The sequence below is a fragment of the Paracoccus methylarcula genome, from assembly GCF_003007735.2.
GTDB lineage: Bacteria > Pseudomonadota > Alphaproteobacteria > Rhodobacterales > Rhodobacteraceae > Paracoccus > Paracoccus methylarcula.
In genome coordinates, this window is record NZ_PXNQ02000001.1 from 434893 (window position 1) to 448357 (window position 13465).

Here is a 13465-nt window from a genome sequence, read left to right on the forward strand (position 1 = left end):
CATGTCGAGAGCTGTCCAATATGATCCCGGCGTCACTCGATGCATCGCGCGGGAAAGGGAGGCTCAATTCCCTCCCAGGATCCCGTTCAGTGCCCGGCTCAGCGCGTCATCCGAACTGGATGAGGTCGAGGAACCTTCGGTTTGCGGTGCATTTCCGGTGATCTCGGTAGGGGCTGTGACGACTCGTCCTCCCTGGTTTTGCGCCTGCCGCTGGCTTTCGGCATCCTGCATCGCCCCCGCCAGCGCTGCGGCCAGTGGATCATCGGGAGAGCCGGAGGTCACCACCTTGGGCGTGTTCTCTCCGCTGGAGACGATAATGCCGCTGCCATCGGGAGACACGGTCGACAGCGGAAGGACGGGCAGGCCCTCGTGAATATCCGACATGACCGCCTGCCAGATTTCCGCCGGAAGCCCGCCTCCGGTTACGCCGGAAAGCGGCGTGTTGTCGTCATAGCCCATCCAGACGCCGGCGACATATTGTTCGGTAAAACCGACGAACCAGGCATCGCGATAGCTGCTGGTCGTGCCGGTTTTCCCGGCTGTCGGGCGGTCGCCCAGCTTGGCGCGTGTGCCGGTCCCCGACTGGATCACCTGCTGCATCATGTAGATCAGCTGACCTGCCGCCCTCTGGCTGATGACACGTTCGCCGAAACCGCCGAGCTGCCCCATAAGCGGCTGCTCGTCGCCCCGGATATTCAATTCGATCAGGCCATAGGGTGCGACCGAGGTGCCGCCATTGCGGATGCCCGCATAGGCGCCGGTCAGTTCCAGCAGGGTTGCCTCGGACGCTCCGAGACCAAGCGAAGGGCTGGACGTCAGGTTGCTGACAATGCCGAAATCATGTGCCACGCTTCTCACGGCGTCGCGCCCGACCGCTTCTTGCAGGCGAATTGTCGCCGTGTTCAGCGAGCGTTTCAGGGCGTCGGTCAGCGTCACGGAGCCGTAGTAACGGCGGGTGTAGTTCTTGGGAGACCATGGCTTGCCGCCGGGAATGCGAATGGTCAGCGGCCCGTCCTGCACCACATCGGATGGCGAATAACCGGCTTCCAGTGCGGCGGCATAGACAAAGGGCTTGAAGCTGGAACCGGTTTGACGCTTGGCCTGAATGGCCCGGTTAAAGGCGCCATTCACGGTCGTGTCCCGCCCGCCGATCATTGCCCGGACAGCGCCATCGGCCGACATGATCACGACAGCGGCTTCGGCCTTGCTGCCATCCTTGACCTTTTCGTCGAAAACGCGTTTCAGCGCCCGTTCGGCGGCTTTCTGGATGCGCTGGTCGAAGGTGGTCTTGAGCGTGACATCCTCGGTCGTTTCGCTGGTCAGGAAGCCGGGGCCGGTATCCATCACCCAATCCGCGAAATATCCCCCCGCCCGTTCGGCGGCGGCCTGCGACAGCACGGCCGGATGCGCCTTGGCGTCGGCGAATTGCTTGTCGTCCAGGTAACCCTGCTCATGCATGAGGCCCAGGACCAGCCCGGCACGGCCCTGGCTGCGTTCGAGATTCGCCGTGGGGGCGAAATAGCTGGGCGCCTTGAGCAATCCGGCCAGCATTGCCGCCTCTGCCGCATTCACATCCGAAGCGGGCTTGTTGAAATACCGCTGGCTGGCGGCCTCGAAACCGCGCGCCCCGGCACCGAGATAGGAGCGGTTCATATAGATGTTGAGGATATCGTCCTTCGAATATTTCGCTTCGAGCGCGAAAGCGAAGGGAACCTCCTTGACCTTCCGCCACAGGCTGCTGACCCGGCAGCTTTCCTCGAACTCGGCTTCGTTCTTCCACTGGATCGGGTCAAAGGTTTCGCCCAGGCAAAGAAGCTTCGCGACCTGCTGCGTGATGGTCGAGCCGCCATTGCCTTCAAGCGGGCCGCGCCCCTCGGCGAGGTTGATCTTGATGGCGCCTGCAACGCCGCGGGGACTAACACCGAGATGGCCGTAGAAGCGGCGATCCTCGGTTGCGATGACGGCGTGTTTCAGCACCGGGGCGATCTGGTCGCTATTGACCGTGCCGAAGGTTTCGCCACGCCATGCGAAGACCTTGCCGTTGCGGTCCAGCATCGTGACCGAGCCGCGTGCCCGCGCGTCGAAAAGCTCTTCGGGTTCGGGCAGGCCACTGTAATAATAGGCTGTCGCCGCGCCGATAATGAGCGCCATGACCATGGCAAGGCGCCATACGGAACCCCATAGAATCCGCCAGATCAGGCTGACTGTACCGGCAATGCCGCGCAGCAGCACATTCCCCTTGCGAGGTTGACTGCCACGTTTTCCAGTCTTGCGGCGCATCTTTGACGGCGCGCTTGCCGGGGGCTGGTTACGCTTGTCGGCAACCGGGCTGCGGCCCGTGCGCTTTGGAGTGCCGGTCGGTCTTTTCATGCCTGCTTTTGCCTGCTCGTTACCTGGCCGATGGGGTATGGCCAATTAAACCCGCAGCATACATGAGAAGTTTTGAACATGGAATTGCGCTGACCAATCCGTGATCGATCACCTTTTGCTTGATCGACCCAGAGTTCGGGATTGCTGCAAAGAGATCGGGCAGAATAGCAGGCTCCGCAACTGAATCCTGCGTAATTTGAGCGCATATCGGGTCAAATATGCCTATCAAACAGGCATTTCCTGTATCCGCTGGCCATAAAATGCCCACAGCCTTGTCGAAACGACATCCGATTGCCGATCACGAAGCGGAAGGCAGCCGGTCCGGCGGCTTGAAACGCAGACAGGTGAATGACATGAGAAAGACTTCCCCGTTAATCGCGGCATTGGCACTGTCGATTGCCCTGCCAGCCGTCGCGCAGGAGACCGCCGCAGCGGATGCAGCCCCCGCGGTCAGCGCGGACGTGGCCTATATTTTCAACACGTTGCTGTTCCTGATCGGGGGTTTCCTCGTGATGTGGATGGCGGCGGGTTTCGCCATGCTGGAGGCCGGGCTCGTCCGGTCCCGGAACGTGACGACGCAGCTTTTCAAGAATGTTTCGTTGTTCGCCATCGCGGGTCTCATGTATTGGCTGATCGGCTACAACCTGATGTATCCGGGGGACGGCTGGACCGTGACCGGGGTGATCGGGGCGATCTTCAATCCGGCGACGCTTGATCCGGTCGGTGCGGGTGATGTGTCCGCCGGCTATTCCGCCGGGTCCGATTTCCTCTTTCAGTTGATGTTCTGCGCAACCACGGCCTCGATCGTGTCGGGCACGCTGGCCGAGCGGGTGAAACTATGGCCCTTCATGATCTTCACCGCATTGTTGACGGGTGTGATCTATCCCATCGAGGCTAGCTGGCAGTGGGGCGGGGGTTTCCTCAGCGAGATGGGCTTCTCGGATTTCGCGGGCTCCACCCTGGTTCACGCCACCGGCGGTTTTGCCGCGCTGGCGGGCGCAATCATCCTGGGTGCCCGTGACGGAAAATACCGTGCCGATGGACGCATGCAACCGATGCCGGGCTCGAACCTTGCCCTTGCCACCCTGGGGGCGTTCATCCTGTGGCTTGGCTGGTTCGGCTTCAATGGCGGCTCCCAACTGGCCCTGGGCACGGTCAATGACGCAGCGGATGTCAGCCGTATCTTCGTCAATACCAATATGGCTGCCTCGGCCGGTGCGCTCGCCGCAATTGCCGTGACGCAGATCATGTATCGCAAGATCGATCTTACGATGGTGCTCAACGGCGCCCTGGCCGGGCTGGTCGCGATCACCGCCGAGCCGCTTTTCCCGTCGATCTTCGGATCGGTCCTGATCGGAGCCGTGGGTGGCGCGATCGCGGTTCTGGTGGTGCCGATGCTGGACAGGTTCAAGATCGAGACGTGGTCGGTGCCATCCCGGTCCACCTGGTCGCCGGTGTCTGGGGCACGCTGATCGTGCCGGCCTCGAATCCCGATGCGAGCTATGTCACCCAGCTTATCGGCATCGTCGTGATCGGGGTCTTCACCTTCGTGGTCAGCTTCGCGATCTGGACGATCCTCAAGATGACGATGGGGATTCGCGTGGATCGGGAAGCCGAAATCACCGGGCTGGATATCTCGGAAATGGGGATGGAAGCCTATCCGGACTTCGTGCAGGCAAAATAAAGAGTATCGACAGTCTCTTCCCGGAGAGGGGCGGGCCGAGTGATCGGCCCGCCTTTCCGTTTGGATAAGATGGTCGGAAGATCAGGCGACCCGGCTGACGACAAAATCGGTCAGGTCCGACAGCATCTCGCGAATCGGGTGTTTCGGCAGCGTGGAGAGTGCGGATTTGGCGCGTCCGGCCCAATCCAGCGCATCCGCCCGAGCCGCTTCCATCGCGCCATGCCGGGCAAGCAGGGTCAGCGCATGTTCCAGGTCCCCATCGCGCTGATCCCCGGCCTCGATGACGCGCGACCAGAAGGCGCGTTCCTCGGCATCGGCTTTCGCGACCGCCTTGATGACCGGCAACGTCAGTTTCCGCTCGCGGAAATCGTCACCGATATTCTTCCCGATGGTCTCGGTCGCACCGCCATAATCCAGCAGGTCATCGACGATCTGGAAGGCGATTCCCAAAGCATCGCCATAATCGAACAGCGCCTGCACCTGCTCTGCCGGAGCACCGGCGATGACGCCGCCGACCTCGGTCGCGGCGGAAAACAACGCCGCCGTCTTGCCCCGGACCACCTGCAGATAGACATTCTCATCCGTAGCCAGATCCTGGGCGGCGGTCAGTTGCAGCACCTCGCCCTCGGCAATCGTGGCGCTGGCATTGGCCAGGATCTCCAGCGTCCGCAAGTTTCCCGGTTCGACCATCAACTGAAAGCTGCGAGCGAACAGGTAATCGCCGACCAGCACCGAGGACTTGTTGTCCCATAGCAGGTTGGCGGTGGGGCGCCCGCGCCGCTGCCGGCTTTCATCGACGACATCGTCATGCAGCAGCGTGGCGGTATGGATGAACTCGACCGTCGCGGCGAGATGGATGTGATACTCGCCCGGATAATCCAGCATTTTCGCCGCCGCCAGCGTTAGCATCGGGCGCAAGCGTTTACCCCCGGCTTCGATAAGATGCGCGGTGACTTCGGGAATGCGCGGCGCATGGCGGCTGGACATCCGCTTGCGGATCAGCGCGTTGACCGCGTCCATCTCGGCCGACAATGTCGACGCAAGCCGGTCCAGCGGCTTCAGAACGTTTTCGTTCACACCCATGGCCATACCCCATTTCTGGCCCAACGCATTGCCATGCCATCGACAATTGCGCAACCGCCACATATCCTTTTCCCGATGAAAGAACTGTTTCGCAGCACAGATCCCGTCAGGATATCCAGTGCCGTCAGCCTGCTGGAGCAGGAGGGCATCGCCGTCTTCGAGATGGACCGGCATATGAGCATCCTGGATGGGTCGATCGGTATCCTGCCGCGGCGGCTGATGGTCGCGGATCGCGATGCATTCATGGCCCGCAGCATCTTGCGCGATGCGGGGCTGGATGAGTGAAACCCGGGAGGATGGGTTCCTTGGTGGGCGCTTGCAGATCGCGCAGCCCGTCCGCGGCTTTCGTTCGGGCGCCGACGCCGTCATGCTGGCCGCCGCCTGTCCCGCACAGCCAGGGGAGACCGTGCTGGAACTGGGATGCGGCGCGGGGGTTGCCAGCCTGTGTCTCGGCTGGCGCGTTCCCTCCCTGAAACTGACCGGGCTGGAGCGGCAGGAGGATTATGCCGCCCTTGCCCGTCGAAACGCCGTGCGAAACGATATCCCGCTGGATGTCGTGACCGGAGATCTTGCCGCCATGCCCCCTGGATTGCGGGAACAAAGTTTCGACCATGTGATCGCCAACCCTCCCTATTTCCTGTCGGGCAGTCGGGCGGTCGATTCGGGGCGCGATGTCTCGCGGCAGGAAAGCCTGCCCCTGGCCGAGTGGATTGATGCGGGATTGCGCCGGTTGAAGCCGGGCGGGATGATGACGGTCATTCAGCGCGCGGATCGTCTGGATGCTCTTCTGCCGGCCTTGCAGGCGCGCGCGGGGGCGGTGACGATCCTGCCCGTCTCCGCCCGGACGGGGCGCGAGGCCGGGCGAATCATCCTGACCGCGCGCAAGGGATCCCGCGCGCCCTTGCGCCTTCTGGCGCCCTTCGTGATGCATGATGCCGACCGGCATCTGCGGGATGGAGAGGATTTTTCCGGCCCCGCATCGGCTGTTCTTCGCGAAGGAGACTCGATGGCCAGGTATTTTGCGAAAGTTCCGTGACAGAATCAGAGTTCTGTGCTGCAATCCCGGATGTTCGCTACACATATAGAGGAGGACGCGATGTCGGTTGCTTCCCACGTTCAGGAACTTCGCAAAAAACACCAGGTTCTGTCAGATGCCGTTGAAAAGGCACAGAAGAGCCCAGGAACGAGTGATCTGGAGATTGCGGCGATGAAACGTGAAAAGCTCCGTCTCAAGGAGGAAATTTCCCGGCTGTCGCACTGATCCTGCCAAATGCTGACGCTGAAATGAAACCGGCCCGCGCCAATGGCGCGGGCCTTGTTTATCAAGCTGTAAGGGCTTGCCGATCAGACGAAGAACTGACCGCCATTCGCACTGATGGTCGAGCCGGTGATGAAGCCAGCATCATCGGAAGCCAGGAAAACGACGGCGCGCGCGATCTCTTCGGGTTCGCCGAGACGGCCGACCGGGATTTGCGGGATGATCCGCTCGTTCAGCACTTTTTCGTCGATGGCGCGAACCATCTCTGTCCCGATATATCCGGGGCAGATCGCGTTGACGGTGATGCCCGCCCGGGCACCTTCCTGGGCCAGCGCCTTGGTGAAGCCCAGATCACCTGCCTTGGCAGCCGAGTAATTCGCCTGCCCGGCCTGCCCCTTTTGCCCGTTGATCGAGCTGATATTGATGACCCGGCCGAACTTGCGTTCTCGCATGCCGCCCCAGGTCGTGTGGGTCATGTTGAAGACGCCGGTCAGGTTCGTGTCGATGACCTCTTTCCATTGTTGCGGAGTCATCTTGTGGAACATCGCGTCGCGGGTGATGCCGGCATTGTTGACCAGCACCTCGACCGGCCCCAATTCCTCCTCGATCTGCTTGATGCCCGCGGCGCAGGCGTCATAATCGGCGACAGACCATTTATAGGTCTTGATCCCGGTTTCCTCGGTAAAGCCCTTCGCCGCGTCGTCATTGCCGGCATAATTGGCCGCAACGGTATATCCCGCCGCGTTCAGCGCCTTGGAAATCGCTGCGCCGATGCCGCGCGATCCCCCGGTTACCAATGCAACTTTTGCCATTCATCCCCCCTGTAGGTTAAGCTCGCTTGAAATATTGCTATCGAACTGATGTTCTGCGCGCAAGATGATTGCGCGCAGAATTTTTCATATCAGCGTTCGAGGCACATGGCGACACCCATGCCGCCACCGATGCAAAGCGTGGCAAGGCCCTTCTTGGCGTCCCGGCGCTTCATTTCAAACAGCAGGGTATTGAGGATACGGCAGCCCGAGGCGCCGATCGGATGACCGATCGCAATGGCTCCGCCGTTCACGTTCACGATATCGGGATTCCAGCCCATGTCCTTGTTCACGGCACAGGCTTGCGCGGCAAAGGCTTCATTGGCTTCGACCAGGTCGAGGTCGTCGGTCTTCCAGCCGGCCTTCTCCAATGCCTTCCGGCTGGAGGGGATCGGTCCGGTGCCCATGATGGCAGGGTCAAGACCGGCCGTCGCGTAGGATGCGATGCGGGCCAGGGGTGTCAGGCCCCGGCGATTCGCCTCGTCTTCCGTCATCACCATCACGGCGGCGGCCCCGTCGTTCAGCCCCGAAGCGTTCGCCGCCGTGACGGAGCCGTCGCGGGTGAAAGCCGGGCGCAGTTTCTGCATCGCCTCCAGCGTGGCGCCATGGCGGATATATTCATCCTTGTCCACGACGGTGTCGCCCTTGCGGGTCTTGACCGTATAGGCGACGATCTCGTCGTCGAATTTTCCGGCCTTCTGGGCCGCCTCGGCCTTGTTTTGCGAGGCGACGGCGAACTCATCCTGCTGCTCGCGGCCGATGGACCATTTTTCCGCCACATTCTCGGCCGTCTGACCCATGTGGTAGTTGTTGAACGCGTCCCAGAGCCCATCGCGGATCATGGTGTCGATCATTTGCAGATCGCCCATCTTCTGACCCGAGCGCAGATAGGCGGCATGGGTTGCCAGCGACATGCTTTCCTGACCGCCTGCCAGGACGATGTCGGCATCACCGAGAATCACCTGTTGTGCCGCCAAGGCGACGGCGCGCAGCCCCGACCCGCAGACCTGGTTGATCAGCCAAGCCGCGGATTCCGTGGGCAGACCGGCATTGATATGCGCCTGACGTGCCGGGTTCTGGCCCTGCGCAGCCGTCAGGACCTGGCCAAGGATGGTTTCGCTGACCTCTGCCGGATCAACGCCGGCGCGGGCGACGACCTCTTTCAGGACGGCTGCACCAAGATCATGTGCAGGCACATTGGCAAACGAGCCGAGGAAACTGCCCACCGGTGTGCGGGCGGCGGATACGATTACGGCTTTGGTCATGTCGGGCTCCTTCCGATCGTTGCCGGGATTTCGGCGAATCTAGCTTAGAATGCGGTTTCATGCCTTGGCGTCAAGTTAATCACCAAGATGCGCATTCCGAAGGAATACCTGACTCGTCCAACTTCTCCGGGTTCAGCGGCGCGCCATCGAGGGCGGCGCTTTCCATGGCGGGGCGATGGTCGGAGCGCCGAAATAGTATCCCTGCATGCAGTCGATCCCCATTTCGATCAGGAAACCGGCCTCTTCCGCGGTTTCCACCGATTCCGCGACAGTGAACATGTCGAAATGATGTGCGATGGATTGCAGTGCGCGTGTCAGCACCTGATTGTCGGGATGTTCGGTGATCCGGCGGATGAACTGACCGTCGATCTTGATCATGTCGAAACAGAAATCCCGCAGGTAACGGAAAGAAGTATAACCGGCTCCGAAGTCGTCCAGGGCAAGGCTGACACCGTGCCGCTGAACCTCTCGCATGAATTCTACCACCTGTTGGGGCAACTTGATCGCCGAGCTTTCGGTGATTTCGAGGATCAGCCTTTCCGCAACATGTGGATTACCGTTCAGGCCTTCGCGCAGGATACGGTTCCATTCGGGGTAGCCGATGGACCTTGCAGACATGTTCACGGCCAGTCGCAGCGTAGGGGTCTCGGACAGGGCCTGCAGGCCGAGGGAGAGCGACAGGCAGTCGATCTGGCGCCCCAGTTCCGTCGTTTCCGCATTGGGCATGAAATCCTTGAGTGGCACGAGACGACCGCTATCGTCGACGATTCGGATCAACCCCTCGTAATAAGCAACCCGTTGCGATTGCCTGGCCTGCACGATCGGCTGATAGGCCAGCAGCCCGCGCCCCTTTTCAACAGCGGCACGGACCGAGGAAAGGGTGATGCGGTCCTGCTGGCTGATGACATAATCCAGCGGTGAACCGATGGGAGAGATCGCGTCGCTCACGTCTACCTCTTCTTCCGGATAGATTCCTTGCACTCCGGTCATGTTTGCCTAACTTGGCGCAAACAGGCAGAAAATCTGAACTCGGGGTTAACGCGCATGGACAAGAGATGTGGCTGGTGCGGCGATGACCCGCTTTACGTCGCTTATCACGACAGCGAATGGGGTGTGCCGGAATACGATGCCCGCGCATTGTGGGAAAAGCTGGTGCTCGACGGTTTCCAGGCGGGGTTGAGCTGGATTACCATCCTGCGCAAGCGTGACGGGTTCCGCGAGGAATTCGAGGGTTTCGACCCCGAGCGTGTTGCCCGGTGGGACGAGGCGCGGATAGAAAAGGCACTGAAGAATCCGGGGATTATCCGGCATCGCGGCAAGATCGCCGCAACGGTGCGCGGCGCGCAGCTTTTTCTGGAAATCGAGCAGGGCGAGGGGTTCTCACCCTACCTTTGGTCATTCGTGGGCGGCAGGCCCGTTCAGAACCGTTTCGCGACGCTGGCCGAGGTGCCGACCGACACGGCTGAATCGGCGTCCATGTCCAAGGCATTGAAAAAGCGTGGGTTCAATTTCTGCGGTCCAGTCATCACCTATGCCTTCATGCAGGCCACCGGGATGGTGAACGATCACCTCACCACCTGCCCGCGACATGCCGAGGTCAGGGCGCTGTCAACTGGCGGATGACATCCTTGGCGGCATCGCTCGACCAGTCCGCGTCGCCCACGAGCCGGGCGACCTCGTTGCCGTCGCGGTCGATCAGCACGCTGACCGGAAGCCCAACCACACCCATGTCACGCGCCAGCTTCTGCTTGGGATCCAGCAGGACGGGCAGGTTCTCGACACCGGTTTCATTGAAAAATTTATCTATTTTCTCTGGCGGGTTGCGGCCGGTCGCAATGGTCACGACCTGGAAATCATCCCCGCCCAGTTCGGCCTGCAGCGCATCCAGCGAGGGCATCTCCTCGCGGCAGGGATAGCACCATGTGGCCCAGAAATTCACCAGGATGACCTTGCCCTTGTAATCGATGAGGCTGTGGGTGTTGCCATCCGGATCCGTAAAGGTGGTTTCCGGTATGGCCGGTGCGTCCTCGGAGGGCACCAGCTTGACCAGCCCGCCATCCTTGGCCGCCTGCCAGTCGATCTCACCCGCGAACGCGGCGTTTGCACCTAAAACCAGTGCCGTATAAAGCAGGACTCGACGCAGCATTTGACCTCCGAAGGACTGACAATGACCGACCGGCCCGAAAACAAGGATGCCGCCAACAGCATGTGGGGCGGGCGCTTTGCCGCCGGGCCCGACGCGATCATGGAGGCGATCAACGCCTCGATCGGTTTCGACCGGCGGCTCTACGCCCAGGATATCCGGGGCAGCCGGGCCCACGCCGCGATGCTCGCCGCGCAAGGCATCATCAGCGATAGCGATGCAAGCGCGATCGGGGAAGGCCTCCTCACGGTCTTGTCAGAGATCGAGGCCGGGGATTTCCCGTTCCAGACGGCGCTGGAAGACATCCACATGAATGTCGAGGCGCGGCTGAAGGAGATCATCGGGGAACCCGCAGGCCGCCTGCATACGGGCCGCTCGCGCAATGATCAGGTGGCGACGGATTTCCGGCTATGGGTGCGCGATCAGTGCGACGCGGCCATCGCGGGGCTGGATGCGCTGATCCGCGCCGCATTGTCGCAGGCCGAGGCGGGCGCGGATTGGGTCATGCCGGGCTTTACCCATCTGCAGACCGCGCAGCCGGTGACGTGGGGGCATCACATGATGGCCTATGCCGAGATGTTCGGCCGCGACCTGTCGCGCTTCCGGGACGCCCGCCGCCGGATGAACGAATCACCCCTTGGTGCCGCGGCACTGGCCGGAACCGGCTATCCCATCGACCGCGAGGCCACGGCGTCTGCGCTTGGCTTCGACCGGCCGATGGCCAACAGTCTCGATGCCGTCAGCGACCGGGATTTCGCGCTCGAATTCCTGTCTGCGGCCTCGATCTGCGCGGTGCATCTGTCACGGCTGTCGGAGGAACTGGTGATCTGGTCATCCGCGCAGTTCCGATTCGTGTCGATGTCGGACAAATGGTCCACTGGCTCCAGCATCATGCCGCAGAAGCGCAACCCCGACGCGGCAGAGCTGATCCGCGCCAAGATCGGCCGGATCCTGGGGGCGACGGTGGCGCTGTTCACGGTGATGAAGGGGCTGCCCTTGGCCTATTCCAAGGACATGCAGGAGGACAAGGAGCAGGTCTTCGACGCCGCCGACCACCTGATGCTGGCGCTGGCCGCGATGGCGGGGATGCTGTCGGATCTGAGCGCCAATCGCGAGAACATGGAGGCGGCGGCATCAAGCGGCTTCTCGACCGCGACCGACCTTGCCGACTGGCTGGTGCGCGAGGCGGGGCTACCCTTCCGCGAGGCGCATCACGTCACCGGCTCGCTCGTCGCACTGGCCGAGAAGAAGGGCTGCGATCTGGACGAGTTGTCCCTGACCGAGATGCAATCGGTCAATCCGGCGATAAATCAGTCGGTCTATTCCGTTCTTGGTGTTCACAATTCCGTCGCCTCGCGGCAAAGCTATGGCGGGACTGCCCCCGATCAGGTTCGCGCGCAGATCGCGCGCTGGAAGGAGATACTTGCATGAGATTCCTGGCATTGTTCGCGATACTCGCCGTGACCGCCTGCGGCGTCGATGGTCCGCCCGAACGACCGGTGGCGCAGAAGCCGGGCGTGTCGATCTCCGGGCATGCGACGGTCGGAGCCGTCACCGAGCTCTGATGGATCACTTCAACTACCATGACGGCGCGTTGCATGCCGAAGAGGTGCCGCTGTCGCGCATTGCGGCAGAGGTCGGCACCCCGGTCTATGTCTACTCGGCGGCGACCCTGACCCGGCATTTCGGGCTGTTCCGGCAGGCGCTGGACTGGACCGAGCATCTGGTCTGTTTCGCGGTCAAGGCGAATTCGAACCTCGCCGTGCTCAAGCTGATGGGCGATATGGGCGCGGGGATGGATGTCGTCTCGGGCGGGGAATACGCGCGGGCGCGTGCCGCGGGCGTGCCGGGGGACCGGATCGTCTTCTCGGGTGTCGGCAAGACGCTGGCCGAGATGCGGCAGGCCATCGAGGGCGGCATCCGCCAGTTCAACATCGAAAGCGAGCCCGAGATGCGGGCGCTGTCGGAACTGGCCGCCTCGATGGGAGCCGAGGTTCCGGTGGCGATCCGGGTGAACCCGGATGTGGACGCCAAGACGCATGAAAAGATCGCCACGGGCAAATCCGAGAACAAGTTCGGCATCCCCATCGCCCGCGCGCGCGAGGTCTATGCCGAGGCGGCGCGCCTGCCGGGGCTGCGTGTCGTTGGCGTGGATGTGCATATCGGCAGCCAACTGACCGACCTGGAACCCTACCGGCTGGCCTATGGCAAGGTTGCAGAACTGACCCGCGCATTGCGGGCCGACGGCCATTCCATCACCCGGCTGGACCTGGGCGGGGGATTGGGGATCCCCTATCGCCGCGACAACAACGCTCCGCCCCTGCCGATCGAATATGGCCAGGTCATCCGCGACAGCGTGGGTGATCTGGGCTGCGAGATCGAGATCGAGCCGGGCCGCAATATCGTCGGCAATGCCGGGGTCCTGCTGACCTCGGTGATCTGGCTGAAAGAGGGCGAGGGCCGCGATTTCCTGATCGTGGACGCGGCGATGAACGACCTGCTGCGCCCGTCCATGTATGGCGCGCATCACGACATCGTGCCGGTAACCGAACCTGCCGTGGGGGCCGATGTCAGGGCCTTCGACGTGGTCGGGCCGGTCTGCGAATCAGGGGATACCTTCCAGAAAGGCACCCAGTTGCCCGGGCTGGTGGCGGGCGATCTGGTCGCGTTCCGCTCGGCCGGGGCTTACGGCGCGGTGATGGCGTCGGAATATAATTCCCGGCCTTTGGTGCCCGAGGTGCTGGTCAGCGGCGATCAATTCGCCGTCATCAGGGCGAGACCGACATTTGAGGAAATGCTGGCGCGCGATACCATCCCGGAATGGCTTTGAGGCGGCACAGGGATCGGATGTCA

Annotated in this window: 13 protein-coding genes and 1 pseudogene; 8 read left to right on the top strand and 6 right to left on the bottom strand. The window is 62.2% G+C overall.

All coding sequences use genetic code 11. The annotated features are described in order from the left end of the window. Positions 1-63: 63 nt before the first annotated feature. Positions 64-2370 (bottom strand): transglycosylase domain-containing protein, encoded by a 2307-nt coding sequence (locus tag A7A09_RS01980; RefSeq protein WP_106689792.1) that lies wholly within the window; start codon positions 2368-2370, stop codon positions 64-66. Between the two features lie 353 nt (positions 2371-2723). Here A7A09_RS01980 and A7A09_RS01985 point away from each other — a divergent pair. Beyond that, positions 2724-4054: pseudogene (locus A7A09_RS01985) on the top strand (ammonium transporter). An 81-nt stretch (positions 4055-4135) separates the two neighbouring features. Here the strand turns inward: A7A09_RS01985 and A7A09_RS01990 are convergent. Beyond that, a complete protein-coding gene (locus tag A7A09_RS01990) occupies positions 4136-5137 on the bottom strand; it encodes a polyprenyl synthetase family protein (RefSeq protein ID WP_106690034.1) in 1002 nt (333 codons plus the stop codon). A 75-nt stretch (positions 5138-5212) separates the two neighbouring features. Between A7A09_RS01990 and A7A09_RS01995 the strand changes: the two genes are divergently transcribed. From A7A09_RS01995 to A7A09_RS02005, 3 genes are read left to right on the top strand one after another with little or no spacing between them, the layout of a single operon-like run. Continuing rightward, positions 5213-5422 carry a putative signal transducing protein gene (locus A7A09_RS01995; protein WP_106689794.1) on the top strand — a complete coding sequence of 70 codons (210 nt, stop codon included), beginning with the start codon at positions 5213-5215 and terminating at the stop codon, positions 5420-5422. Beyond that, a complete protein-coding gene (locus A7A09_RS02000; RefSeq protein ID WP_106689796.1) occupies positions 5415-6173 on the top strand; it encodes a tRNA1(Val) (adenine(37)-N6)-methyltransferase in 759 nt (252 codons plus the stop codon). Before A7A09_RS01995 ends, A7A09_RS02000 begins: the two co-directional genes overlap by 8 nt. A 60-nt stretch (positions 6174-6233) precedes the next feature. Beyond that, positions 6234-6398, top strand: coding sequence for a YdcH family protein (locus tag A7A09_RS02005; RefSeq protein WP_106690035.1), 165 nt, complete (start codon positions 6234-6236; stop codon positions 6396-6398). Between the two features lie 83 nt (positions 6399-6481). On the opposite strand, the gene phbB is transcribed toward A7A09_RS02005, so the two are convergent. The 3 genes from phbB to A7A09_RS02020 all read right to left on the bottom strand — a co-directional run bounded on the left by phbB (position 6482) and on the right by A7A09_RS02020 (position 9459). After that, on the bottom strand, positions 6482-7207 hold the full coding sequence (phbB, locus tag A7A09_RS02010; protein WP_106689798.1) for an acetoacetyl-CoA reductase: 726 nt from the start codon (positions 7205-7207) through the stop codon (positions 6482-6484). Between the two features lie 89 nt (positions 7208-7296). Continuing rightward, the gene (locus A7A09_RS02015; RefSeq protein ID WP_106689800.1) at positions 7297-8469 is read right to left on the bottom strand and encodes an acetyl-CoA C-acetyltransferase; all 1173 of its coding nucleotides are present in this window, start codon (positions 8467-8469) and stop codon (positions 7297-7299) included. Positions 8470-8601: 132 nt separating this feature from the next. Further along, complete coding sequence (locus A7A09_RS02020) at positions 8602-9459, bottom strand: EAL domain-containing protein (RefSeq protein ID WP_106689802.1); 858 nt, start codon at positions 9457-9459, stop codon at positions 8602-8604. Positions 9460-9513: 54 nt separating this feature from the next. Here A7A09_RS02020 and A7A09_RS02025 point away from each other — a divergent pair, with 54 nt between their 5' ends. Continuing rightward, positions 9514-10092: a DNA-3-methyladenine glycosylase I gene (locus A7A09_RS02025; RefSeq protein ID WP_106689804.1), complete on the top strand. Its 579-nt coding sequence runs from the start codon at positions 9514-9516 to the stop codon at positions 10090-10092. On the opposite strand, the gene A7A09_RS02030 is transcribed toward A7A09_RS02025, so the two are convergent. Then, a complete protein-coding gene (locus tag A7A09_RS02030) occupies positions 10067-10615 on the bottom strand; it encodes a TlpA disulfide reductase family protein (RefSeq protein WP_106689806.1) in 549 nt (182 codons plus the stop codon). The two genes, A7A09_RS02025 and A7A09_RS02030, sit on opposite strands and share 26 nt — an antisense overlap. Before the next feature lie 21 nt (positions 10616-10636). Here A7A09_RS02030 and argH point away from each other — a divergent pair, with 21 nt between their 5' ends. From argH to lysA, 3 genes are read left to right on the top strand one after another with little or no spacing between them, the layout of a single operon-like run. Continuing rightward, positions 10637-12043 (top strand): argininosuccinate lyase, encoded by a 1407-nt coding sequence (gene argH / locus A7A09_RS02035; RefSeq protein WP_106689808.1) that lies wholly within the window; start codon positions 10637-10639, stop codon positions 12041-12043. Next, entirely contained in the window at positions 12040-12177 is a 138-nt protein-coding gene (locus tag A7A09_RS20710; protein ID WP_170166993.1) for a hypothetical protein, read from the top strand. Before argH ends, A7A09_RS20710 begins: the two co-directional genes overlap by 4 nt. Then, positions 12177-13442: a diaminopimelate decarboxylase gene (lysA, locus tag A7A09_RS02040; RefSeq protein ID WP_106689809.1), complete on the top strand. Its 1266-nt coding sequence runs from the start codon at positions 12177-12179 to the stop codon at positions 13440-13442. The genes A7A09_RS20710 and lysA overlap by 1 nt, the downstream gene beginning before the upstream one ends. The last annotated feature ends 23 nt before the right edge of the window (positions 13443-13465 follow it).

Bases quoted from the DNA above. Each gene is read 5' to 3' on its own strand.
- A7A09_RS01980 (WP_106689792.1), bottom strand. From the start codon at position 2,370: ATGAAAAGACCGACCGGCACTCCAAAGCGCACGGGCCGCAGCCCGGTT.
- A7A09_RS01990 (WP_106690034.1), bottom strand. From the start codon at position 5,137: ATGGGTGTGAACGAAAACGTTCTGAAGCCGCTGGACCGGCTTGCGTCG.
- A7A09_RS01995 (WP_106689794.1), top strand. From the start codon at position 5,213: ATGAAAGAACTGTTTCGCAGCACAGATCCCGTCAGGATATCCAGTGCC.
- A7A09_RS02000 (WP_106689796.1), top strand. From the start codon at position 5,415: ATGAGTGAAACCCGGGAGGATGGGTTCCTTGGTGGGCGCTTGCAGATC.
- A7A09_RS02005 (WP_106690035.1), top strand. From the start codon at position 6,234: ATGTCGGTTGCTTCCCACGTTCAGGAACTTCGCAAAAAACACCAGGTT.
- phbB (WP_106689798.1), bottom strand. From the start codon at position 7,207: ATGGCAAAAGTTGCATTGGTAACCGGGGGATCGCGCGGCATCGGCGCA.
- A7A09_RS02015 (WP_106689800.1), bottom strand. From the start codon at position 8,469: ATGACCAAAGCCGTAATCGTATCCGCCGCCCGCACACCGGTGGGCAGT.
- A7A09_RS02020 (WP_106689802.1), bottom strand. From the start codon at position 9,459: ATGACCGGAGTGCAAGGAATCTATCCGGAAGAAGAGGTAGACGTGAGC.
- A7A09_RS02025 (WP_106689804.1), top strand. From the start codon at position 9,514: ATGGACAAGAGATGTGGCTGGTGCGGCGATGACCCGCTTTACGTCGCT.
- A7A09_RS02030 (WP_106689806.1), bottom strand. From the start codon at position 10,615: ATGCTGCGTCGAGTCCTGCTTTATACGGCACTGGTTTTAGGTGCAAAC.
- argH (WP_106689808.1), top strand. From the start codon at position 10,637: ATGACCGACCGGCCCGAAAACAAGGATGCCGCCAACAGCATGTGGGGC.
- A7A09_RS20710 (WP_170166993.1), top strand. From the start codon at position 12,040: ATGAGATTCCTGGCATTGTTCGCGATACTCGCCGTGACCGCCTGCGGC.
- lysA (WP_106689809.1), top strand. From the start codon at position 12,177: ATGGATCACTTCAACTACCATGACGGCGCGTTGCATGCCGAAGAGGTG.